18 protein-coding genes and 1 pseudogene are annotated in these 23,412 nt (G+C 73.0%); 11 read left to right on the top strand and 8 right to left on the bottom strand.

The features are described 5' to 3' along the window. Window positions 1–59: 59 nt before the first annotated feature. A complete protein-coding gene (hemQ, locus tag OEIGOIKO_RS09050; RefSeq protein ID WP_125053543.1) occupies window positions 60–806 on the bottom strand; it encodes a hydrogen peroxide-dependent heme synthase in 747 nt (248 codons plus the stop codon). Window positions 807–817: 11 nt separating this feature from the next. Continuing rightward, a complete protein-coding gene (gene hemG, locus OEIGOIKO_RS09055; protein ID WP_125053545.1) occupies window positions 818–2,284 on the bottom strand; it encodes a protoporphyrinogen oxidase in 1,467 nt (488 codons plus the stop codon). 129 nt (window positions 2,285–2,413) lie between these two features. Between hemG and OEIGOIKO_RS09060 the strand changes: the two genes are divergently transcribed. From OEIGOIKO_RS09060 to OEIGOIKO_RS09075, 4 genes are all read left to right on the top strand, one after another. Continuing rightward, a complete protein-coding gene (locus tag OEIGOIKO_RS09060; RefSeq protein ID WP_125053547.1) occupies window positions 2,414–3,475 on the top strand; it encodes a DUF4349 domain-containing protein in 1,062 nt (353 codons plus the stop codon). Between the two features lie 98 nt (window positions 3,476–3,573). Continuing rightward, window positions 3,574–4,800, top strand: a complete 1,227-nt coding sequence (locus tag OEIGOIKO_RS09065; protein ID WP_125053550.1) for a thiolase family protein — start codon at window positions 3,574–3,576, stop codon at window positions 4,798–4,800. A gap of 260 nt (window positions 4,801–5,060) precedes the next feature. Then, window positions 5,061–6,491 (top strand): aldehyde dehydrogenase family protein, encoded by a 1,431-nt coding sequence (locus OEIGOIKO_RS09070; RefSeq protein WP_125053552.1) that lies wholly within the window; start codon window positions 5,061–5,063, stop codon window positions 6,489–6,491. Between the two features lie 88 nt (window positions 6,492–6,579). Further along, on the top strand, window positions 6,580–7,962 hold the full coding sequence (locus OEIGOIKO_RS09075; RefSeq protein WP_125053554.1) for an FAD-dependent oxidoreductase: 1,383 nt from the start codon (window positions 6,580–6,582) through the stop codon (window positions 7,960–7,962). A 40-nt stretch (window positions 7,963–8,002) separates the two neighbouring features. Here the strand turns inward: OEIGOIKO_RS09075 and hemE are convergent, their stop codons facing one another. After that, window positions 8,003–9,070: a uroporphyrinogen decarboxylase gene (gene hemE / locus OEIGOIKO_RS09080; RefSeq protein ID WP_125053556.1), complete on the bottom strand. Its 1,068-nt coding sequence runs from the start codon at window positions 9,068–9,070 to the stop codon at window positions 8,003–8,005. 102 nt (window positions 9,071–9,172) lie between these two features. Between hemE and OEIGOIKO_RS09085 the strand changes: the two genes are divergently transcribed. From OEIGOIKO_RS09085 to OEIGOIKO_RS09095, 3 genes are all read left to right on the top strand, one after another. Beyond that, window positions 9,173–9,829, top strand: a complete 657-nt coding sequence (locus tag OEIGOIKO_RS09085) for a DUF3000 domain-containing protein (RefSeq protein WP_125053558.1) — start codon at window positions 9,173–9,175, stop codon at window positions 9,827–9,829. A gap of 359 nt (window positions 9,830–10,188) precedes the next feature. Further along, window positions 10,189–10,851 carry a response regulator transcription factor gene (locus OEIGOIKO_RS09090; RefSeq protein ID WP_003985651.1) on the top strand — a complete coding sequence of 221 codons (663 nt, stop codon included), beginning with the start codon at window positions 10,189–10,191 and terminating at the stop codon, window positions 10,849–10,851. Window positions 10,852–10,935: 84 nt separating this feature from the next. Further along, window positions 10,936–12,210 (top strand): HRDC domain-containing protein, encoded by a 1,275-nt coding sequence (locus tag OEIGOIKO_RS09095; RefSeq protein ID WP_125053560.1) that lies wholly within the window; start codon window positions 10,936–10,938, stop codon window positions 12,208–12,210. A gap of 183 nt (window positions 12,211–12,393) precedes the next feature. Here the strand turns inward: OEIGOIKO_RS09095 and OEIGOIKO_RS09100 are convergent, their stop codons facing one another. After that, on the bottom strand, window positions 12,394–13,068 hold the full coding sequence (locus OEIGOIKO_RS09100) for a PepSY domain-containing protein (RefSeq protein ID WP_170251661.1): 675 nt from the start codon (window positions 13,066–13,068) through the stop codon (window positions 12,394–12,396). A 305-nt stretch (window positions 13,069–13,373) separates the two neighbouring features. Here OEIGOIKO_RS09100 and OEIGOIKO_RS09105 point away from each other — a divergent pair, with 305 nt between their 5' ends. Both OEIGOIKO_RS09105 and OEIGOIKO_RS09110 read left to right on the top strand, forming a co-directional pair. After that, a complete protein-coding gene (locus OEIGOIKO_RS09105; protein WP_125044407.1) occupies window positions 13,374–14,594 on the top strand; it encodes a thiolase family protein in 1,221 nt (406 codons plus the stop codon). Beyond that, complete coding sequence (locus OEIGOIKO_RS09110) at window positions 14,591–16,717, top strand: 3-hydroxyacyl-CoA dehydrogenase NAD-binding domain-containing protein (protein WP_125053562.1); 2,127 nt, start codon at window positions 14,591–14,593, stop codon at window positions 16,715–16,717. The genes OEIGOIKO_RS09105 and OEIGOIKO_RS09110 overlap by 4 nt, the downstream gene beginning before the upstream one ends. Window positions 16,718–16,759: 42 nt before the next feature. Here OEIGOIKO_RS09110 and OEIGOIKO_RS09115 read toward each other — a convergent pair whose 3' ends face one another. Further along, window positions 16,760–17,284, bottom strand: coding sequence for an NUDIX hydrolase (locus tag OEIGOIKO_RS09115; protein ID WP_125053564.1), 525 nt, complete (start codon window positions 17,282–17,284; stop codon window positions 16,760–16,762). Between the two features lie 71 nt (window positions 17,285–17,355). On the opposite strand from OEIGOIKO_RS09115, the gene OEIGOIKO_RS09120 reads away from it, so the two are divergent. Beyond that, the gene (locus OEIGOIKO_RS09120) at window positions 17,356–17,754 is read left to right on the top strand and encodes an NYN domain-containing protein (protein WP_125053565.1); all 399 of its coding nucleotides are present in this window, start codon (window positions 17,356–17,358) and stop codon (window positions 17,752–17,754) included. A gap of 31 nt (window positions 17,755–17,785) precedes the next feature. On the opposite strand, the gene OEIGOIKO_RS09125 is transcribed toward OEIGOIKO_RS09120, so the two are convergent. From OEIGOIKO_RS09125 to OEIGOIKO_RS09135, 3 genes and pseudogenes are all read right to left on the bottom strand, one after another. Further along, on the bottom strand, window positions 17,786–19,348 hold the full coding sequence (locus tag OEIGOIKO_RS09125) for an amino acid permease (RefSeq protein WP_246177279.1): 1,563 nt from the start codon (window positions 19,346–19,348) through the stop codon (window positions 17,786–17,788). A gap of 371 nt (window positions 19,349–19,719) precedes the next feature. Continuing rightward, a complete protein-coding gene (gene dxs, locus OEIGOIKO_RS09130; RefSeq protein WP_125053567.1) occupies window positions 19,720–21,690 on the bottom strand; it encodes a 1-deoxy-D-xylulose-5-phosphate synthase in 1,971 nt (656 codons plus the stop codon). Between the two features lie 346 nt (window positions 21,691–22,036). Continuing rightward, window positions 22,037–22,378 (bottom strand): annotated as a pseudogene (locus OEIGOIKO_RS09135) (MmyB family transcriptional regulator); the annotation flags it as partial. A 284-nt stretch (window positions 22,379–22,662) separates the two neighbouring features. Here OEIGOIKO_RS09135 and OEIGOIKO_RS09140 point away from each other — a divergent pair. After that, window positions 22,663–23,409, top strand: a complete 747-nt coding sequence (locus tag OEIGOIKO_RS09140; RefSeq protein WP_125053569.1) for an ABC transporter ATP-binding protein — start codon at window positions 22,663–22,665, stop codon at window positions 23,407–23,409. Window positions 23,410–23,412: the final 3 nt, after the last annotated feature.

Consider the following 23,412-nt stretch of genomic DNA (forward strand, 5'->3'; position numbering starts at 1 on the left):
CGGGTGCGATGCCGCACCCGGCCCGTCGCGCCGTCTCAGGCCGACCCGGCAGCCGGCTCTCAGGCCAGGCCGGCGACCAGCTCGGCGACCGGCTTGCGGCGCCCGGTGTAGAACGGCACCTCCTCGCGGACGTGCATCCGCGCCTCGGAGCCGCGCAGGTGCCGCATGAGGTCGACGATGCGGTACAGCTCGTCGGCCTCGAAGGCGAGGATCCACTCGTAGTCGCCCAGCGAGAAGGACGGCACGGTGTTGGCGCGCACGTCCGGGAAGCCGCGGGCCATCTTGCCGTGGTCGGCGAGCATCCGGCGGCGGTCCTCGTCGGGGAGGAGGTACCAGTCGTAGGAACGCACGAACGGGTAGACGCTCACGTAGTCGCGGGCGACCTCGTCGGCCAGGAAGGCCGGGATGTGCGACTTGTTGAACTCGGCCGGGCGGTGCAGCGCCATGTTCGACCAGACCGGCTCCAGCGCGCGCCCCAGCTCGGTGCGGCGGAAGAGGTTGTACGCCTCCTGGAGCGCGTCGGAGCTCTCCGAGTGCCACCAGATCATCACGTCGGCGTCGGCCCGCAGGCCGGAGACGTCGTACGTGCCGCGCACGACGACGTCCTTGGCGGCGAGCTGCGCGAACAGCGTCTCGACCTCGTCGGCGTACCCGGCGCGGTCCTCGGGCAGCGCGTCGCGCAGCTTGAACACCGACCAGAGCGTGTAGCGGATGACCTCGTTGAGGTCCTTCGCCTTCTTGCCGGCGTTCGAGGTCTTCTCGGGAGCGGCCCCGGTGGGGGTGGCGGGGGCGGAAGCGTCAGTCATGGGTCCCATTCTCACTCGCCCGCCGTGGCGGCTTGCGGCAGGGTGTCCAAGATGTCGTCCGCGGCCGTGCGCGCGGAGGCGATGCAGGCCGGGATGCCCACGCCGTCGTAGAGCGCGCCGCACACCCGCAGGCCGGGCAGCTTGCCGGTCTCGGCCCGGATCCGGGCGACGCGCTCCAGGTGGCCGACGGGGTACTGCGGCAGCCCGCCGTCCCAGCGCGTGACCCGCTGCGCGACGGGCCGGGCGGCCAGGCCGACGGCCTCGCCGAGGTCGCGCAGCGACAGCTCCACCAGCTCGGCGTCGTCCCGCGCCAGGTCGGCCTCGTCGCCGTACCGGCCGACGGAGGTGCGCAGCACGAACAGGTCCGGGTCGCCGTCGGCGATCCAGCCCCACTTGTTGCTGGCGAAGGTGGACGCCTTGATCTTGCGGCCGTCGACCGGCGGCACGAGGAAGCCGCTGCCGGTCAGCGCCGCCTCGACGTCCACGCGGCGGAAGGCCATGGTCATCAGGGCCATGGAGGCGTACTCGACGGCGGACAGCTCGGTGGCGGCGGCCGGTGCCTCGGCGGCCAGCAGCCGGGCGGCGGCGGGTGCCGGTGCGGCCAGGACCACGGCGTCCGCGTCCAGCGCCGCCGGTCCTTCGCCGCCGTCCAGGACGACGCGCCAGCCGTCGGCGGTGCGCCGCAGCTCCCGTACCGGGGTGTTCGTACGGATCTCGCCGCCGGCGGCCCGTACCGCGTCGGCGACGGCGCCCGGCAGCGTGCCCACACCACCGTCGATGCCCATGAAGACCGGCGCCGGCGCCTGGCCCGGCTCCGCAGCGCGCGCTGCCGTCCGCGCCTGGATGCCCCTTACGCCTTCGATCAGTGAGCGCTCGGCGCGCGCGGCCTCGAAGAGCTGGGGGACGGCGGCGCGCATCGAGATGCGGTAGGCGTCGCCCGCGTACACGCCGCCGAGCAGCGGTTCGACGAGCCGGTCGACGACCTCGCGGCCCAGCCGGGCAGCGACGTACTCGCCGACCGCCACGTCCGCGCCGACCTCCGTGCGCTCCAGCGCCTCGTCCTCGGCGATCCGTGCCATGCCCTCGGGGGAGACCACCCCGGAGGCGGCCAGCAGGCCCAGGTCGCCCGGTACGCCCATCACGTGTCCCTTGGGCATCGGGCGCAGCGCGCCGCGCGTCCACAGGGCGGCGGTGGCGGTCGTGGGCGGCTGGAGGCGGTCGCCGAGGCCCACGGCGCGTGCCAGGTCCACCGCCTCCGGGCGCCTGGCCAGCATCGACTCGGCGCCGAGGTCGACCGGCACCCCCGCGATCTCCCCGGCGCGCAGCTTGCCGCCGAGCCGGCCGGACGCTTCCAGCACGGTCACCCGGGCCCCGCCGTCCAGCAGTCGGTGGGCCGCGGCCAGCCCCGAGATGCCCCCACCGATGACGACGACGTGACTTCCGGGCGCGCGGCCCGTACTGGTGTGCGCTGTGCTCATGCCCCCCACTCTCTCAGAGTCCGTCCGGAGTCCGGACCGTGACCGCATCGCGACGCACGGACGGCAACCCACGGCTCCCCCGCCACGTCGAAGTGGCAACAGCGGCACAGCACTTCGGGGGTACGGGACATGGGCACAGCGGTCAGGTCGTACGGGGCACGGCGGGCGGCCGCGGCGGCGCTGCTCGTGGCGTCCCTCGGGGTCGCCGGATGCGGGGCGGCCGGGCAGGGTGACACCGAGCAGGCGAGCGCGGAGCGGAGCGACTCGGGGGCCGGGCGGAGCGACGCGGGGTCGGCGCGGGGCGAGCAGGGCATGGTCGGGCCCAAGGCGCCGGGCGCCGCGGAGTCGGCCGACGGGAAGGCCGGGACGGGCAGCGGCAGCGGCAGCGGGAAGCCCGCGCCGGTCGCGACGGCGCAGATCATCCGTACGGCGTCGCTGACCGTCGAGGCCGCGGACGTACCGGGAGCCTTGGCCCAGGCCCGTACGGCGGCCAAGGGCGTCGGCGGCTACGTCGGGGACGAGACCACCGACCGGGACGCCGAAGGGCGGGAACGCTCCCGGGTGGAGCTGCGGGTACCGCCCGAGGCGTACGACGGTCTGCTGGACCGGCTCTCCCGGCTGGGCACGCTCAAGAAGCGCCAGGTCTCGGCGAAGGACGTCACCGACCAGGTGGTGGACACCGGCAGCCGCATCAAGTCGCAGCAGGCCAGTGTCGCGCGGGTACGGGCCCTCATGGAGAAGGCCACCACGATCGGCGACATCGTCACGCTGGAATCCGAACTCAGCCGCCGCCAGTCGGAACTGGAATCCCTCCAGGCGCGCCTGAAGTCGCTCCAGGAGCAGACCGGCATGGCGACGGTGACGCTGGTGCTCCAGGAACCGGACGCGGCGGCGGACGACGACGAGGGGACCTCCTTCGGGGAGGCGCTGAGCGGCGGCTGGGACGCCTTCACGGAGGGGGTGCGGAGGCTGCTGGTGGCGGTCGGCGCGTCGCTGCCGTTCCTCGCGGCGGGGGCGCTGGTGTTCGTGCTGTGGCGGGTGCTGCGGGGGCGGGTGTTCCGGGGGCGGGTGCCGAGGCGTACGCGGTCGTCGGAGGCCGCCGCGGCGCCGACGCGGGAGAACTCCGCGGAGACCGCACGGAAGGAGTCCGCAGAGACCGCACGGGAGGGTGACGAACCGGGGGACCGTTGACAGCCGGGGGCGGCGGGCAAAGACTCGGGGCGACAGCGCCGATCTTCGGGCGACAGCTTCGGGCGACAGCTTCGGGCGGACAGCGAGGACAGGGCCGGATGACCGAGCAGGGTGCACGGGACGCACGAGGCGCGTGGGGCGCCCGGGACGTCTACATCGTCGACGCCGTACGGACCCCGGTCGGCAAGTACGGCGGCGCCCTCGCGCGCACCCGCCCCGACGACCTCGCCGCCCACGTCGTCAAGGCTCTCGTGGAGCGCACCCCCGCCCTCGACCCGGCCCGGATCGACGACGTCGTGTTCGGTGACGCCAACGGGGCGGGCGAGGACAACCGCAACGTGGCGCGGATGGCCGTGCTGCTGGCCGGGCTGCCCGCTTCCGTACCCGGCGTGACGGTCAACCGGCTGTGCGGCTCCGGTCTGGAAGCCGTCATCCAGGCCGCCCGCTCCATCGCCCTGGGGGACGCGCACATCGTGCTCGCGGGCGGCGTGGAGTCGATGAGCCGTGCGCCGTACGTGTTCCAGAAGCCCGAGCGGGCCTTCCCCGCCGGGCACCAGGAGATGTTCTCCTCGACGCTGGGCTGGCGGATGGTCAATCCGCGCATGGCGCCCGAGTGGACGGTCTCGCTGGGCGAGGGCGCCGAGCTGATCGCCGACAAGTACGGCATCGGGCGCGAGCAGCAGGACGCCTTCGCGCTCGACAGTCACCGTAAGGCAGCGCGCGCCTGGGAAGAGGGCGCCTACGACGCCGAAGTCGTACCGCTGCCGGACGTGGACCTGACGCAGGACGAATCGATCCGCGCCTCGACCTCCGTGGAAGCGCTGGCCAAGCTCCGCCCGGCCTTCCGCAAGGAGGGCGGCACGGTCACGGCGGGCAACGCCTCCCCGCTCAACGACGGCGCCGCGGCCCTCCTCCTCGTCGACGAGGAGGGGCTGCGGGCCACCGGCCGGGAACCGCTCGCCCGGATCGGCGCGAGCGCGGTGACCGGCATCGAGCCGCAGCTGTTCGGGCTGGGCCCGGTGGAGGCCGTACGGCGGGCCCTGGACAAGGCGGGGCGCGACATCGCCGCCCTGGCCTCCTTCGAGCTGAACGAGGCGTTCGCCGCCCAGGCGCTGGGCTGCCTCGCCCAGTGGCCCGGACTCGACCCGGACGTGGTCAACCCGCGCGGCGGCGCCATCGCCATCGGACACCCGCTGGGCGCGTCCGGTGCCCGGCTGGCCGGCGCGGTCGCCCACCAGCTCGCCGCGCGCGGCTCCGGTACGGGCCTGGCGGCGCTGTGCATCGGCGTGGGGCAGGGCCTGGCGCTCGTACTGGAGCGCGAGTAACTCGTACTGGAGAGCGAGTAAGAGGACGCGGGCAGGGAACGCGAACCGGGCCGGACACGGGACGAGCCGGGACGAGCGGGGACGGGCCGGGCACGGGCCCGGCCGAACGCACACCGGTCCGGACGTGGGCGGCCAGTGCGGGCGGCGCGGGCCCGCCCCGCCGTCCCCGCCGTCCCCCGCCGCCCACCCTGATCACCGATGCGGGAGGATGAACCGAACTGGTTCATTCCTCAACCGTTCCGACCGGAGGCCCGCGCGCGATGCCCCTGCTCGACCTGGAACACCTGCCCCTGCTGCACGGCGGCGAGACCACCGCGGTCGAACCGGCGACCGGCGAGGCCCTGGCCGCCTTCACCCTCGCCGCCCCCGCCGACGTGGCGAGCGCCGCCGCCGAGGCCGCGGCCGCCCAGCGCGCCTGGGCCCGTACGCCGTACACGGAGCGCGCCGCGGTGCTGCGCCGGGCCGGGGACCTGATCGACCGGCACGCGGCGGAACTGTCCGAGTGGATCGTCCGGGAGGCCGGCAGCGTTCCCGGCAAGGCCGGGTTCGAGATACGGACCGCCGCCGAGGAGTGCTACGAGGCCGCCGCGCTCGCCCATCACCCGCTGGGCCAGGTGCTGCCCTCCGCCGCGCCCCGCCACTCGTACACCACCCGGGTGCCGGCCGGCGTCGTCGGCGTGATCGCGCCGTTCAACGTCCCGCTCGTGCTCGCGATGCGCTCCGTCGCCCCGGCCCTGGCCCTCGGCAACGCGGTGGTCCTCAAGCCCGACCCGCGCACCGCGGTGTGCGGCGGCCACGCCGTGGCGGCGCTCTTCGCGGCGGCCGGGCTGCCCGAAGGGCTGCTGCACGTGCTGCCGGGCGGCAGCGAGGCCGGGCAGGCCCTGGTCGGCGACCGGCACGTCCGGGTGATCTCCTTCACCGGCTCCACGAACGCGGGCCGCAGCGTCGGCGCGCTCGCCGCCCGGCACCTCAAGCGGGCCCACCTGGAGCTGGGCGGCAACAGCGCCTTCCTGGTCCTGGAGGACGCGGACCTGGACGCCGCGATGTCCGCCGCCGCCTGGGCCTCCTTCTTCCACCAGGGCCAGATCTGCATGTCCTCGGGCCGCCACCTCGTGCACGCCTCCCTGTACGACGAGTACGTCGAGCGGCTGGCGGCGAAGGCGGACGCGCTCGCCGTCGGCGACCCGTTCCGCGAGGAGGTCCAGCTCGGGCCGGTCATCGACGGCGGGCAGCGGGACCGGGTGCACGGCCTGGTCGAGGCGAGCACGGCGGCGGGCGCCCGGCTCGCGGCCGGCGGCACCCACCGCGACCTGTTCTACCGGCCCACCGTCCTGGCCGACGTGGACGACCGCGCGCCCGCCTACGCCGAGGAGGTCTTCGGGCCGGTCGCGCCCGTACGCAAGTTCCACACCGCCGACGAGGCCGTGGCGCTGGCGAACGACACGCAGTACGGGCTGGCGCTCGGCGTCGTCACCCGCGACACCGCGCGCGCCCTGGAGCTGGCCGACCGCATCCCGACCGGCCTGCTGCACATCAACGACCAGACGGTCAACGACGAGCCGGTCGCGCCGATGGGCGGCTTCGCCGACTCCGGCACCGGCGCGCACTTCGGCGGCACGGCCAACCTCGACGCCTTCACCGAGACCCGCTGGACCACGGTCCGCGGCGCCCCGGCCGGATATCCGTTCTGACCCGTGACCTGCCTCACCCGTAATCTGCGCCGTAGCGGCAACCGTACGTACGGACGGGTACCGGCACACGACGAAGGGAGCATCCGCGATGGCGGAACGGCTGGTGGTCATCGGCGGCGACGCGACGGGCATGTCCGCCGCGTCCCAGGCCCGGCGGCTGAAGAAGCCCGGCGAACTGGAGATCGTCGCGTTCGAACGGGGCCACTTCGCCTCGTACTCCGCCTGCGGCATCCCGTACTGGGTCGGCGGGACGGTCGACGGACCGGACGACCTGATCGCCCGGACGCCGGAGCAGCACCGCGAGCGCGACATCGGCCTGCGGATGCGGACCGAGGTCACCGAACTGGACCTGGACCGCGGCCGGGTCCGCACCCGCGACCTGGACGGCGGCGGCACCGAGACCTGGACCGGCTACGACAAACTGGTGATCGCCACCGGCGCGCGGCCGCTGCGCCCGCCCCTGCCGGGCATCGACGCGCCCGGCGTGCACGGTGTGCAGACCCTGGACGACGGGCAGGCGCTGCTGGACACCCTCCGGGCCACCGAGGGCACCAAGGCGGTCGTCGTCGGCGCGGGTTACATCGGCGTCGAGATGGCGGAGGCGCTGGTCACCCGCGGCTACGACGTCACCGTCCTGGACCGCGGCGCGCAGCCGATGTCCACCCTCGACCCCGACATGGGCGAACTGGTCCACGAGGCGATGTGCGGGATGGGCATCGAGACGGTGCGCGGCGCGGCCGTCACCGGCGTCCGCACCGACGACTCCGGGCGGGCCTGCGCGGTGACCACCGAGGACGACGGCGAGTTCCCGGCCGACATCGTCGTGCTGGGCCTGGGCGTGCGGCCCGAGACCACCCTCGCCGAGCAGGCCGGGCTGCCGCTCGGCGACGCGGGCGGGCTGCTCACCGACCTGTCGATGCGGGTGCGCGGCCAGGACGCCGTGTGGGCCGGCGGGGACTGCGTGGAGGTGCTGGACCTGGTCCTGGGCCGGACCCGGCACATCGCGCTGGGCACCCATGCCAACAAGCACGGCCAGATCATCGGCTCCAACGTCGCCGGTGACTACGCGACCTTCCCCGGCGTCGTCGGCACCGCCGTCTCCAAGGTCTGCGACCTGGAGATCGCCCGCACCGGGCTGCTGGAGGAGCAGGCGAAGTCGGTCGGCCTGCAGTACGTGACCGTCACCATCGACTCGACCAGCCGCGCCGGGTACTACCCGAATGCCCGCCCGATGCGCGTGAAGATGATGGCCGAACGGCGCACCGGCCGTCTCCTCGGCGTCCAGATCGTCGGCCGGGAGGGCGCGGGCAAGCGCGTGGACGTGGCGGCGGTGGCGCTCACGGCACGGCTGACGGTCGAGGAGATGACCGCGCTCGACCTCGGCTACGCGCCGCCGTTCTCCCCCGTGTGGGACCCGGTCCTGGTCGCGGCGCGCAAGGCGGCCGCGGCGGTGCGCAAGGCGGCCGGCTGACGGTACGGCGGGCCGACGCGCCGTCGGCCCGCCCGTCAGGTCAGCGCGCCGTCTGCTCGTGGACGTACTCGACGAGGCGGGTCAGCGCGGCCGGATCGGTGTTCGGCAGCACACCGTGGCCCAGGTTGAAGACGTGCCCCTCCAGGCCGGCGGCCGCGTCCAGCACCTCGCGGGCCTTGGTCTCCACCGCCTCGCGCGGCGCGAAGAGCACCGCCGGGTCGATATTGCCCTGGAGCGCCTTGCCGGGGCCGACCCGGCGGGCCGCCTCGTCCAGCGGCACCCGCCAGTCGACGCCCACCACGTCCGCGCCCGCCTCGCCCATCAGGCCCAGCAGCTCTCCGGTGCCGACGCCGAAGTGGATGCGCGGGACGCCGTACCCGGACACCGCCTCGAAGACCTTCGCGGAGGCGGGCATGACGGAGCGGCGGTAGTCGGCCGGGGCCAGCGCGCCCACCCAGGAGTCGAAGAGCTGCACGGCGCTCGCGCCCGCCTCGATCTGCACCTTCAGGAAGGCGGAGGTGATGCCCGCCAGGCGGTCGAGCAGGTCGGCCCACAGCTGCGGGTCGCCGTACATCATGGCCTTGGTGTGCTCGTGGTTGCGCGACGGGCCGCCCTCGACGAGGTAGCTGGCGAGGGTGAAGGGCGCGCCCGCGAACCCGATGAGGGGGGTGGCGCCCAGCTCGCCCACCAGCATCCGCACCGCCTCGGTGACGTACGTGACGTCGTCGGGCTCCAGCGGGCGCAGCCGCTCCAGGTCGGCGCGGGTGCGGACCGGCTTCTCGACGACCGGGCCGACGCCCGGCTTGATGTCCAGGTCGATGCCGATGGCCTTCAGGGGCACGACGATGTCGCTGAAGTAGATCGCCGCGTCGACGCCGTGCCGGCGGACCGGCTGGAGGGTGATCTCGGTGACCAGCTCCGGCATCATGCAGGATTCCAGCATCGCGGTGCCCTCGCGGACCTTGCGGTACTCGGGCAGCGACCGCCCGGCCTGGCGCATGAACCACACCGGCGTGTGCGGCACCGGCTCCCGCCGGCAGGCCTTGAGGAAGGCCGAGTCGTACGTAGCGGTCTGCTGCTGGCCCGTCGGGCGGTCGTTGGCGCTCACGCACCAAATCTTCGCACGCGCGCGAGGGCGCCTCCGAATGGGCGACGCGCGCACCGGGTGTCCTCCCTCACCGAGCGGCTCCTTCCGCCTAATCTTCCGGGCATGGCTGCGGCTCACGAACACCTCACGGACAGCGCGGACAATGTCCCCATCCCCTTCCGTCAGGCGATCGAGGCGCTCCGCGCGGCACGGCTGCGTCCCGAGATCGAGATCGAGCCGACGCCCGCGCCCAAGCGCCTCGCGCCCTACGCGTACGCGCTGGAGGCAGCGGTCGTCGAGCCGGGCACCGGCCCCGAGGGGGAGGACACCGACCTCGCCGACGGCAGACTGGTGCTGCTGCACGACCCGGCCGGGCACGACGCCTGGCAGGGCACCTTCCGGGTGGTGACGCTGGCGCGCGCCGAGCTGGAGCCGGAGATGGGCTCCGACCCGCTGCTGCCGGAGGTGTCCTGGTCCTGGCTGACCGGGGCGCTGGACGCGCGCGGCGTGCGCTACGGGGAGCCCAGCGGCACGGTCACCCGCGCCAGTTCGCACTACTTCGGCGGGCTCGCGGAGCGGGCCCCGGCGACCCAGATCGAGATCCGCGCCTCGTGGACCCCGGAGGAGGGGCCGGGCGGGGCGCCTGACCTGGCGGCCCACCTCAGCGCGTGGTGCGACCTGCTGTGCCAGGTGGCGGGGCTGCCGCCGGTGGCTCCCGAGCCGTCACCGCGCGGCGGAGTCGTACCGCTGCCGCAGCGCCGCGGGCCGCAGGCGCGCTGACGCGCCGGCGCGTGGCTCACCCGGCGCGCGCCCCCGCCCCGCACGTGGACCGCCCGGCGCATCGAAGCGCCGGGGAGCGCGCTCGGCCGTCCGCACCCCCGCGCCGCACGGCCTGACCGGGCGGCAGGTTCCGGCCTGCTCCGCGACGCTCGAACGCCTTCACGGCAACCTGCCGCCGTCAGGTCACTCCAAAGTCGATCAAGCGACCGATTTGACCGAAATGAACCAACTAAGTTGAGATCAAACTCTAAAGTCGGCCCGGTTTGGTGCCGAAGAGGTCAGTGACCCTTCAAAGACGGAGCATTCCGACTCGCCCCCACATGTCGGCATCCGTCCCGCCACTCCCCCCAGGAGGCCCGGTGTCAGTTCTCCTCGAGCAACCTTCGAGCCTGGTCGCCTACCGCCCGAACAAGCCGACGGCCATGGTCGTCGTGGCCGACCCTCGCGTCCGCTCCACCGTCACCCGCCACCTGTGGGCGCTCGGCGTGCGTGACGTGATCGAGGCGTCGTCCATCGCGGAGGCCCGTCCCCGCGTCGGCAGCCCGCGCGACATCTGCGTTGCCGACGTCCACCTGCCCGACGGCTCCGGCCTGACCCTGCTGTCCGAGACCCGGGCCGCGGGGTGGCCCAACGGCCTCGCCCTCTCCGCCGCCGACGACATCGGCGCCGTACGCAACGCCCTGGCCGGCGGCGTCAAGGGATACGTCGTCACCGGCACCCGTACCAACCTCGGTCTGCCGGGCCGCCCCGGCGCCGCACCCATCGGCGCCAACGCCGCCCGGATGCACCGCCGCCCCCCGGGCGCCCCCGGCCACCCGGGCGGCTACCGCGAACTGTCCGGCCGGGAGGTCGAGGTGCTGCGGCTGGTTGCGGAGGGCCAGTCCAACAAGGCCATCGGCGTCTCGATGGGCCTGTCGGCGCTGACCGTCAAGAGCCACCTCGCCCGTATCGCCCGCAAGCTGGGCACCGGTGACCGGGCCGGCATGGTCGCCGTCGCCCTGCGCACCGGCATCATCCACTGATTCCCGTCCGCCGAATCCGCCGTCACGCCCGTCGAGGGAACGTTCCCTCGGCGGGCGCCGTGCATACACAGATACCCTTGACTGGTGACCGACGCCCAAAAGACCGCAGAAGACTCGACACTGCGAACAACCGGAGACTCCCCTCCGGACACCCGCCCGGCGCCGGTCCCTCTACTGGAACCGCGCGAGGGCACCCCCGCCGTGACGGCAGCGGCCGAGGAACTTGCCGAAGTCGTGTCGGCCTTCGCGGCCGGCACGGGTCCGGTGGCGGTGGACGCCGAGCGGGCTTCCGGCTACCGCTACGGCCAGCGCGCCTACCTCGTACAACTGCGCCGCGAAGGCGCGGGCAGCGTACTGATCGACCCGGTCGGCTGCCCCGACCTCTCGGCACTGGGCGACGCCGTCGCCGACGCCGAGTGGGTCCTGCACGCCGCCACCCAGGACCTGCCGTGCCTGCGCGACATAGGCATGATCCCCTCCCGGCTCTTCGACACCGAGCTGGCCGGGCGCCTCGCGGGCTTCGCCCGGGTCGGCCTCGGCGCGATGGTGGAGAACGTCCTGGGCTACGCCCTGGAGAAGGGCCACTCCGCGGTGGACTGGTCCACCCGCCCGCTGCCGGAGCCCTGGCTGCGCTACGCCGCGCTCGACGTCGAACTGCTGGTGGACCTCCGCGACGCCCTGGAGGAGGAGCTGGACCGGCAGGGCAAGCTGGAGTGGGCGCACCAGGAGTTCGCGGCCATCGCCGCCGCTCCCCCGGCGCCGCCCCGCAAGGACCCCTGGCGCCGTACGTCCGGCATGCACAAGGTGCGCCGCCGCCGGCAGATGGCCGTCGTACGGGAACTGTGGACCGCCCGGGACCAGGTCGCCCAGCGGCGCGACGTCTCACCGGGCAAGGTGCTCGGCGACGCCGCGATCATCGAGGCGGCGCTGAACCTGCCGCCCAACGCGCACGCGCTCGCCGCGCTCAACGGCTTCGGGCACCGGATGGGCCGCCGCCAGCTGGAACAGTGGCAGGCCGCCGTGGACCGCGCCCGCGCCCTGCCGGACAGCGAGCTGCCGCAGCCCGGCCAGCCGCTGAACGGTCCGCCGCCGCCCCGCTCGTGGGCCGACAAGGACCCGGCCGCCGCGGCCCGGCTCTCCGCGGCCCGCACCGCGGTGACCGCACTGGCCGAGGAGCTGAACCTCCCGCAGGAGAATCTGATCACCCCTGACACGGTGCGGCGCCTGTGCTGGGAGCCGCCCGCCGACCCCTCCCAGGAGACGGTGGCCGCCGTACTGGCCGGCCACGGTGCCCGCCCCTGGCAGATCGAACAGGTCGCCCCGATCCTCACCGAGGCCCTGCACACCACCGGAGCCTGATCCTCCGGGGGCGGACCGGGAATCCCGGCCCGCCCCCGCCGGCTCAGTCCCGGCCGACGCGCCCCGCAGGCTCAGTCCCGGCCGACGCGCCCCACCGGCCCGGCCCCGGCCGCCATGCCTCGCACACTCAGTCCCGGCCGTCGCACCTCACCGGCCCGGTCCCGGCCGTCGCGCCCCACCGGCTCAGTCCCGGTCGACGTGCTCGCGCAGCACCTTCCGGTCCGTCGCGTCCACGTCGTACGTGGTCTTGTTCCAGTCGTTCGTGGTCACCACGTCCACCGACCAGATCTCCTTCTTCTGGTCATTGGTGTCCAGTTCCACGGCCGTGACCGTGCCGCTCTTCTTCCCGGTCGCCGTGTCCGCCGCCTGCTGCGCCGTGACACTCGCCCGGCCGAGCCGGTCCGCCAGTTCCTTCTTGTCGTCGCCGTCCTCGCTCTTGGTCTGCGGCTTGTCCGCCTCACCGGTCACGGCGTCGACCCGTACGGTGCTCTCCGTACCGTCCGAGGCCGCCACCTTCGCGTGCCACTCGGGCTTGCCGCCCGCCCCGCGCTTCAACTCCACCGACACCGGCTTGGAGTCCGCCACGGCCTCCGTCGCGGCCTTCAGCGCCTTGTCGTACGAGATCTTGGCCTCGGGGACGAGCGCCTTGCGGGAACGCTGGTCCTCGGTCATCTGCCCCGAGCCCCCGGAAGACTCCCCGCCCGACGCCGACGCCGAAGGCGCCGCGGCCGACGCCGAGGGCGAGGCCGAGTTCTCCTTCCCGCCTCCCCCGCCGTCGTCCCCGCACCCGGCCAGCAGGACCCCCGCCACCACGACGGCGCACGCAGCGACCCCGGCACCTCGAACACGCTTGGTCATACCACCGCTCCCATCCGTATCCATACGGGCACGATAGGTCCGTGATGTCTTCCTTGCCCCCCGACACCGCGCACCCGGCCCACCTCACCACCCCGGGTGCCCGGCCGCCGTCCCCTCACGCACCGGGGGCGCCCCGCCCGCTCCCCGCCCGCGCCCGGCCCCCGTCGGCGAAGTCGACATTGTGACCTTCACCGCTTACCCCGGAGGGGCTGGGCAGCCCGGTTACCCGCAAGTAGCATGAGGGGCGTGACGCGCCTCCGGGCGCGCCCGCAGCAGTGCCATCCCGCACCTGGAGGAGAGCCAACGTGCCTCGTACCGCTAGGGACGTCGTCTTCGTCGACGGCGTCCGCACCCCGTTCGGCAAGGCGGGCCCGAAGGGCATCTACCACGAGACCCGCGCCGACGACCTGGTCGTCAAGTGCATCCGGGAGCTGCTGCGCCGCAACCCGGATCTCGACCCGGCCCGGATCGACGAGGTCGCCCTCGCCGCCACGACCCAGATCGGCGACCAAGGCCTGACCCTGGGCCGTACCGCCGGCATCCTGGCCGGCCTCCCGCAGTCCGTCCCCGGCTTCTCCGTGGACCGGATGTGCGCCGGTGCCATGACCGCCGTGACGAGCATCGCCGGCGGCGTCTCCTTCGGTGCGTACGACATCGCGGTGGCCGGCGGCGTCGAGCACATGGGCCGCCACCCCATGGGCGAGGGCGTCGACCCCAACCCGCGCTTCGTCAGCGAGAAGCTGGTCGACCAGTCCGCCCTCTTCATGGGCATGACGGCGGAGAACCTGCACGACCGCCTGCCGCACCTGACCAAGCAGCGCGCCGACGAGTACGCCGTGCGCAGCCAGGAGAAGGCCGCCAAGGCGTACGCCGACGGCAAGATCCAGGCCGACCTGGTGCCGATCTCGGTGCGCCGCACCAACGCCGAGGCCGGTGAGACCGGCTGGGGCCTGGTCACCGCCGACGAGCCGATGCGCCCGGGCACCACCCTCGAAAACCTGGCGGGCCTCAAGACGCCGTTCCGCCCGCACGGCCGGGTCACCGCGGGCAACGCGGCCGGTCTCAACGACGGCGCCACCGCCTCGCTGATCGCCGCCGAGGACGTGGCCCGCGAGCTGGGCCTGCCGGTCAAGATGCGCCTGGTGGACTACGCCTTCGCGGGCGTGGAGCCCGAGGTCATGGGCATCGGCCCGGTCCCGGCGACCGAGAAGGCCCTCGCCAAGGCGGGCCTGACCATCGACGACATCGGCCTCTTCGAGATCAACGAGGCGTTCGCCGTCCAGGTGCTGTCGCTGCTGGACCACTACGGCATCGCGGACGACGACCCGCGCGTCAACCAGTACGGCGGCGCGATCGCCTACGGTCACCCCCTCGCCTCCTCCGGCGTGCGTCTGATGACGCAGCTGGCCCGGCAGTTCGAGGAGCAGCCGCAGGTCCGGTACGGCATCACGACCATGTGCGTCGGCTTCGGCATGGGCGGCACGGTCATCTGGGAGAACCCGCACTTCGAGGGAGCAGGCAAGTGACCACCACCACCGAGCTGCTGAAGGGCGCGGCCGAGCTGTTCCCGGACGAGGTCGTCACCCAGGCGCACGTACGGCACCTGGAGCTGCCGGGCGCCGGCGCCTTCGCGCTGATCACGCTGGACAACGGCCTGGACCACACCAAGCCGACCACCTTCGGCCCGCAGTCACTGGCGAACCTGAACGCGGCGCTCGACCAGGTCGAGGCGGAGGCCGCGGACGGCAAGATCGTCGGCGTCGGTGTCACCGGCAAGCCGTTCATCTTCGCCGTCGGCGCCGACCTCAAGGGCGTCGAGCTGCTGAAGCGGCACGAGGACGCGCTGGCCATCGGCAAGGGCGGCCACGACGTCTTCAAGCGGCTGTCCGGCCTGGCCGTGCCGACCTTCGCGTACTACAACGGTGCCGCGATGGGCGGCGGCGTCGAGGTCGGTCTGCACTGCACGTACCGCACCGTCTCCAAGGCGCTGCCCGCGTTCTCGCTGCCCGAGGTCTTCCTCGGCCTGGTGCCCGGCTGGGGCGGCTGCGTCCTGCTGCCGAACCTGATCGGCGCCGACCGCGCGGTCTCGGTCATCATCGAGAACTCGCTCAACCAGAACAAGCAGCTCAAGGGCGAGCAGGTCTACGACCTCGGCATCGCCGACGCGATCTTCGAGGGCGCGGACTTCCTGGAGCAGTCGCTGCTGTGGACCGCCTCGGTCCTCAAGGGCGACACCGAGGTCGTACGGGCCGACGTCGACCGCGGCGAGGCGTGGGACCAGGCCGTGCAGCGCGGCAAGGGCATCGCGGACAGCAAGGTGCACGGCGCCGCCCCGGCCGCGTACCGCGCGCTGGACATCATCGCCGCCGCCAAGAACGGCGACCTGCGCCAGGGCTTCGACGCCGAGGACCAGGCCCTCGCGGACCTGATCATGGGTGGCGAGCTGCGCAGCGGCATCTACTCGTTCAACCTGGTGCAGAAGCGCGCCAAGCGCCCCGCCGGTGCCCCGGACAAGGCGCTGGCGCGCCCGGTGACCAAGGTGGGCGTGGTCGGCGCGGGCCTGATGGCCTCGCAGCTGGCGCTGCTGTTCGCCCGCCGTCTGGAGGTGCCGGTCGTGCTGACCGACATCGACCAGGCGCGGATCGACAAGGGCGTGGAGTACGTCCACGGCGAGATCGACAAGCTGCTCCTGAAGGGCCGCGTCAACCAGGACAAGGCGAACCGCCTCAAGGGTCTGGTCAGCGGACACCTCGACAAGGCCGCCGCGTTCGGCGACGCGGACTTCGTCATCGAGGCCGTCTTCGAGGAGATGGGCGTCAAGCAGCAGGTGTTCGCCGAGGTCGAGGCGGTCGTGCCGGAGCACGCCGTGCTCGCCACGAACACCTCGTCCCTCTCGGTCACCGAGATGGCGTCGAAGCTCAAGCACCCCGAGCGGGTCGTGGGCTTCCACTTCTTCAACCCGGTCGCGATCCTGCCGCTGCTGGAGATCGTGCGCGCCGAGCAGACCGACGACGCGTCGCTGGCCACCGCGTTCTCCGTCGCCAAGTCGCTGAAGAAGACGGCCGTGCTGGTCAAGGACGCCCCGGCGTTCGTGGTCAACCGCATCCTGACCCGCTTCATGGGCGAGATCCAGAACGTCATCGACGAGGGCACCCCCGTCGAGACCGCCGAGAAGGCCGTCGAGCCGCTCGGTCTGCCGATGTCGCCGCTGGTGCTGCTGGAGCTGGTCGGCCCGGCGATCGGCCTGCACGTCTCCGAGACGCTGCACGGCGCCTTCCCGGAGCGGTTCACCGTCTCGCCGAACCTGGCCGCCGTGGTCAAGGCCGGCAAGCGCGGCTTCTACGTGTACGACTCCGGCAAGCCGGAGCTGGACCCGGAGGTCAAGGCGCTGCTCCAGCAGGGCGACTCGGTGCTGACCGAGGAGCAGGTGCGGGACCGCGTCCTGGACGCCGTGGCGCAGGAGATCGGCCTGATGCTGGACGAGGGTGTCGTCGCCGAGGCGCAGGACATCGACCTGTGCCTGATCACCGGCGCCGGCTGGCCCTTCCACCTGGGCGGCATCACGCCGTACCTGGACCGCGAGGGCGTCTCGGAGCGCGTCAACGGCAAGAAGTTCCTGGCCCCGGGCGTGGCGAGCGTGCCCGCGTAGGACGGGACGACCGTTTCACCGGCTGCCCTGGTACCGCTGTTCTCAGTGGTGCCAGGGCAGTTGTACGGGCGCGGACGGTGTCCGGCCGTCGCGCAGGTCCGCGAGCAGCGGCGGCAGCCCGTACGGGAAGACGGTCTCGGCCGTCGTCGCCAGGTCGTCCACGGGCCACCAGCGGTGCCCCGTGACGGAGGCGTTCTCGTGTTCCTTGAAGCCGCTGGTGTCGACCGGGTACGGCGCGACGCGGTGCAGGAAGAAGACGTCCTCGAACAGGCCGCTCGCCCAGGGCAGTTCCGCGTACCCGGAGGTACGGGCGACCAGTGGCCCCAGTTCCTCCGGCGCCAGCCGCAGCCCGGTCTCCTCCGCCAGTTCCCGCGCCGCCGCCTCGCGCAGCGACTCCCCGTCGGCCACGCTGCCGCCGGGGGTGAACCAGCAGTGCCCGGCGTCGGGGCGGGCGGGGTCGAGGTGGCCGCGGAAGAGCAGCAGACTGTCGTCCGTCCCGAGGAGCAGAACGCGGGCGGAACGGCGTACGGGAGCGGTGGCCGGTGGCGGCGTTGTGGTTTCGGGCATCCGGGCAGCGTAGGGCGCGGCCACGTCACGCGACAGAGGAATTACCCGTACCCCCGTGCCACGCTGTCCCCATGAGCACTCTGGTGGTCGTGGACGCGGCCAACGTGATCGGCTCGGTGCCCGACGGCTGGTGGCGCGACCGCCGCGCGGCGGCCGAACGGCTGCGGGACGCACTGGCGGGCCGGGCGGCCGACGGGCGCGGGCTCCCCGGGCTCGTACCCGACGGATCGTCCGTCGAGCTGGTCCTCGTCGTCGAGGGCGCGGCCCGGGGCGTGGCATCCGTACCCGGTGTGGAGGTGGTCGCGGCGCAGGGCAGCGGGGACGACCGCATCGTGGAACTGGTGCGGGAGGCGGGCCGGGGCCCGGACTGCGTGGTCGTCACCGCCGACCGCGGGCTGCGGGCGCGCGTGGCGGCGCTGGGTGCCCAGGTGGCCGGGCCGCGTACCGTCCGGCGCGGGCGCGGCGGGTGACGCCGGCGCCCGGTCTCACCCGCCCCCGGTCTCATCCGCGCCCGGTACGCCCGTTCGTCCGCCCGTCCATCCGGCTGTGGCCGCGCCCGTACGCGAAGTACACGACGAAGCCGAGCAGCATCCACACCGCGAACCGCAGCCAGGTCTCCGCGGGCAGGTTGAGCATCAGCCACAGCGAGGCCAGGACCGACAGGGCCGGGACGAACGGCACCAGCGGCGTGCGGAATGAGCGGGGCAGGTCGGGGCGGGAACGGCGCAGGATGACGACGCCGAGGGCGACCACGACGAAGGCGAACAGGGTGCCGATGTTGACCAGTTCGGCGAGTTCGTCGATCGAGGTGAACCCGGCGACGACGGCGACCACGGCGCCCAGCGCGACGGTCGAGCGGTACGGGGTGCCGAAGCGCGGGTGGACCTGCGAGAACAGCTTCGGCAGCAGGCCGTCGCGGCTCATCGCGAAGAAGACCCGGCTCTGGCCGAGCAGCAGGATCATGCAGACCGAGGTCAGGCCGACGGCGGCACCGAAGCTGATCAGCCCGGCCCAGAACGGGTGCCCGACGGCCTTGAAGGCGTCGGCGAGCGGGGCGTCCGTGGACAGTTCGCTGTACTTCTGCATGCCGGTGACGACGATCGACACGGCCACGTACAGCACCGTGCAGATGGCGAGCGAACCGAGGATGCCGCGCGGTACGTCGCGCTGCGGCAGCCGCGTCTCCTCGGCGGCGGTGGCGACGATGTCGAAGCCGATGAAGGCGAAGAAGACGACCGCGGCGGCCGCGAAGACGCCCATCACGCCGAAGTCGGCCGGGGTGAAGCCGAAGACGAGCTGGGACAGCGGCGCCGCGAGGCCGTCACTGCCGTCGCCGGCCCGGCTGGGCGGGATGAACGGCTCGTAGTTGGCGCCGGTGATGAAGAAGGCGCCCGCGATGATGACGAGCAGCACGACGGTGACCTTGATACCGACGATCACCGAGGTCACGCGGGACGACAGCTTCATGCCGACGACGAGGATCGCCGTCAGGACGAGGACCAGGACGCAGGCGAGCAGGTCGAAGCCGAAGGTGCCCTCGTGCGTGCCGGACAGTCCTTGCGGCAGGTGGGCCCCGGCGGTGTCCAGCAGCGAGCGGACGTAGCCGGACCAGCCGACGGCGACCACCGCGCAGCCCAGCGCCAGCTCCAGCACCAGGTCCCAGCCGATGATCCAGGCGGGCAGCTCGCCGAGGGAGGCGTAGGAGAAGGTGTACGCGGAGCCGGCGACCGGCACGGTCGAGGCGAACTCCGCGTAGCAGAGCGCGGCCAGCGCGCAGACCACGCCGGCGGCGACGAAGGAGAGGGCGACGGCCGGGCCCGCCGTCTCCTTGGCGATCTTGCCGGTGAGGACGAAGATGCCGGTGCCGATGACCACACCGACGCCGAAGACCGTCAGGTCGAGGGCGGAGAGGGACTTCTTGAGCGCGTGCTCCGGCTCCTCGGTGTCCCGGATCGACTCCTCGACCGTCTTGGTCCGGAACAGGCCGTCGCGGCGCCCCCGGGCGGCGTCCGTGCCGCCGCCGCGCTCCGGTCCGCTTCCCGTGCCCCGATGGGTACCGCTCATGGGCCAACCTCCGCCTGGACGACCGTCGCGACTCGTGAACTGACCGAGTCTGCGCAATGGTCGGGACGAGTACGGTGCGGCGGGCCTGCACGCGGCGGGAATTCACCCGATGGTACGGACGGGTGGATATGCCGACGGGCCGGTGGTTACACCCGTTCGGGTGGCCCACCGGCCCATCGTATGACCGTTCAGCGATGTATGTGCAGAGCTGCGCGCCGGGTTTGTGCCGCCTTGGGCGTCGTGTGTTCGTCCGGTGAACGGCCGGTCCGGGCGGTCAGCCGTTCGTGCGGACATGTCCACGGGACGCGCGCACATTCCCCACAGGAGGAACCGGCCGCGCCGGTTCCTCCTGCCGTCGGCGGTGGCCGCCGTCAGTCGCGGGCGGTCTCGGCGCGCCCGGCGCCGTCCGCGGCGGCCACCGACTCCGCCGCGTCCACGGACCGGTCGGTGTCCTCGTAACGGCCGTCGATCTTGGAGACCAGGCCGGTCACCTGCCGGGCGATGTCCGGCGCGGTGAGCCCGATCTCGGCCAGGATCTCCTTGCGCGAGGCATGGTCGAGGAACCGCTCCGGGATACCGAAGTCCCGCAGCGGCACGTCCACGCCCGCGTCCCGCAGCGCCTGCGCGACCGCGGAGCCGACACCGCCGGAGCGGCTGTTGTCCTCGACCGTGACCACGACGCGGTGCGCGTCGGCGAGGCCCGGCAGCGCCGCGTCGACCGGCTTGACCCAGCGCGGGTCCACCACCGTGGTCGAGATGCCCTGCTTGTCGAGCAGATCGGCGATCTCCAGGCACATCGGTGCCAGCGCGCCCACCGACACCAGCAGCACGTCGGGCCGCCCGACGCCCTCACCGGGCTCACGCAGCACGTCCATGCCGCCCACCCGGCCCACGGCCTGCACGGCCGGGCCGACCGCGCCCTTGGAGTAGCGCACCACGGTCGGGGCGTCGTGGACGTCGACGGCCTCGCGCAGCTGGGCGCGGACCTGCTCGGCGTCGCGCGGGGCCGCGATCCGCAGGCCGGGCACGACCTGGAGGATCGACATGTCCCACATGCCGTTGTGCGACGCGCCGTCGGTGCCGGTGACACCGGCCCGGTCCAGGACGAAGGTGACGCCGCACTTGTGCAGCGCCACGTCCATCAGGACCTGGTCGAAGGCGCGGTTGAGGAAGGTGGCGTAGACCGCGAAGACCGGGTGCAGGCCGCCGGTGGCCAGGCCCGCGGCGGACACGGCGCCGTGCTGCTCGGCGATGCCGACGTCGTAGACCCGGTCCGGGAAGGCCTTGGCGAACTTGTCCAGGCCGACCGGCTGCAGCATGGCGGCCGTGATCGCGACGATGTCGGGACGCTCGCGGCCGAGCTCGACCATCTCCTCGCCGAAGACGGAGGTCCAGTCGGCGCCGGAGGAGGCGATCGGCAGGCCCGTGTCGGGGTGGATCTTGCCGACGGCGTGGAAGCGGTCCGCCTCGTCCTGGAGGGCGGGCTGGTAGCCGCGGCCCTTCTCGGTGAGGCAGTGCACGATGACCGGGCCGCCGAAGCGCTTGGCGCGCTGCAGCGCCGACTCCAGGGCCTCGATGTCGTGGCCGTCGATCGGCCCGACGTACTTCAGCCCCAGGTCCTCGAACATGCCCTGCGGCGCGATGAAGTCCTTCAGGCCCTTCTTGGCGCCGTGCAGCGTCTCGTACAGCGGCCGGCCGACAACCGGGGTGCGTTCCAGCAGGTCCTTGCCGCGGGCGAGGAAGCGCTCGTAGCCGTCGGTGGTGCGCAGGGTGGCGAGGTGGTTGGCGAGGCCGCCGATGGTGGGCGCGTAGGAGCGCTCGTTGTCGTTGACGACGATGACCAGGGGGCGGTCCTTGGCCGTCGCGATGTTGTTGAGCGCCTCCCAGGCCATGCCGCCGGTCAGCGCGCCGTCGCCGATGACGGCCACGACATGATCGTTTTTGCGCAGCACCTCGTTGGCCTTGGCCAGGCCGTCGGCCCAGCCCAGCACGGTGGAGGCGTGGCTGTTCTCGATGACGTCGTGCTCGGACTCGGCCTGCGAGGGGTAGCCGGACAGGCCGCCCTTCATCTTCAGTTTCGAGAAGTCCTGCCGGCCGGTGAGCAGCTTGTGGACGTAGGACTGGTGTCCGGTGTCCCAGAGCACCTTGTCCTTCGGGGACTCGAAGACCCGGTGCAGGGCGATGGTCAGCTCGACCACGCCGAGGTTGGGTCCGAGGTGCCCGCCGGTCTTGGAGACGGCGTCGACGAGGAAGGTACGGATCTCCCCCGCCAGCTGTTCCAGCTGCTCCGGTCCGAGTCGGTCCAGATCGCGCGGTCCCTTGATACGGGTCAGCAGCGCCACCCGTGCCTCCTTGCTGTCGAGCTGGTTCGAGCGATTCGTGCCGCTTGGTGCAGATTCGCCTGTTTGTAGCTGGCTCTGGCTGGTCGAGCTTGCCGATCCGCCGAGTCTAATGTTCCGCTTGCGACGGCGGAGAACGGGCCGTGCGATGTATGTCACGCGGATGGCCGTTATGCGGCTCTGCTCCCCCGGCGGCCGCGAGCTTCGACCGAAAACATGCCCTCAGGCTCGTATCCGACCCCGCGGACGGGGCGCCCGGCGCCCTGGCGGCACTCCCGGGCCCGCCCGGACGGCCCGCGAACCGTCGCTCACAAAACAGCCACCTCGGCGCCACTCCGATGCCCACCGGTCACTCTGCGTAACCTGCCCGAAGCGCCGCCGGGTATCGCAGATGCCATGAGTCGCGACGCTCTGTGACCATCAGCGGAATCTGTGCGCACCCTTCGTGCCGGGCCGCCTGCGTGGCCGGCCGGCGCAGGGCCCGCACGGCAGGCGGTCCGGGGCCGGCCGTCATCAGGACAACCGCCTGGTCGTCCTCGGGCACGAGCAGCACGTCGCGGTGCAGCCGCAGCGCACCGGCCTCCGGATGGTCCAGGGGCTTGGTGCGGTACCCGGGAGCGTGGACCGGACGCTCCTCCCGGATCTGCCGGAACTCCGCATTGCCGGCGTGCAGTTCGGCCGGCAGCGTGGCAGATGAGTGGGCAGATGAGTGGATGGTCAGGATGGAACTCCGGCCGCTCGGGCAGCAGAGTCACGGCGTGGTTGGTCCGTCCGGCGCTCCGCGCGCGGCTGTCCGGCGGTCTTCCGGGCCGGCCGCGGAAACCGGGGCGGAACGTGTCCGCGGTACGGCGGGGTGGAGTTTTCTCCACCCGGAAGACGGGACGTGACGCCCGTGCGCACCCCGCCCCCGTACCGGTTGGCTGACGGCACGCCGTGGACACGACCGTGCACGGACCCCAAGGCCGAGGAGAAGAAGTGCCCGTCACCGGAGTCGGCGTCGAGCAGGCCGTGACACTCAGCGCGGTGGCCAGGCTGTACGGCCGCGGCAGCAGCAAGGTTCCCGCCCTGCGCGGCGTGCACTGTGCCTTCGGCCGCGGGTCGTTCACCGCGGTGATGGGCCCTTCGGGTTCGGGCAAGAGCACCTTGCTCCAGTGCGCGGCGGGCCTGGACCGCCCCACCTCGGGCCGGGTGTTCATCGGCGACACCGACATCAGCGCGCTGTCCGAGACGCAGCTGACCAAGCTCCGCCGGGAGCGGATCGGTTTCGTCTTCCAGTCCTTCAACCTCATGCCGTCGCTGAACGCCCGCAAGAACGTGGCCCTGCCGATGCGGCTGGCCGGGCAGCGCCCGACCCGTACCCAGGTGGACGCCGCGCTCCAGCAGGTGGGCCTCGGCGACCGGGGCGGTCACCGGCCGGCCGAGATGTCCGGCGGCCAGCAGCAGCGGGTGGCCATCGCCCGCGCCCTGATCAGCCGGCCCGACGTGCTGTTCGCCGACGAGCCGACCGGCGCCCTGGACACCGACACCAGCCGTGAGGTGCTGGGTCTGCTGCGGTCCGTGGTGGACCACGCGGGGCAGACGGTGGTCATGGTCACCCACGATCCGGTCGCCGCCTCCTGGGCGGACCGGGTGCTCTTCCTGTCCGACGGTGCGGTGCACGGCGAACTGACGGCTCCGACGGTGGCCGCGGTGAGCGAGCACATGGCACGGCTGGGCGGCTGACGC

Source organism: Streptomyces paromomycinus, assembly GCF_003865155.1.
Taxonomy (GTDB): Bacteria; Actinomycetota; Actinomycetes; order Streptomycetales; family Streptomycetaceae; genus Streptomyces; species Streptomyces chrestomyceticus.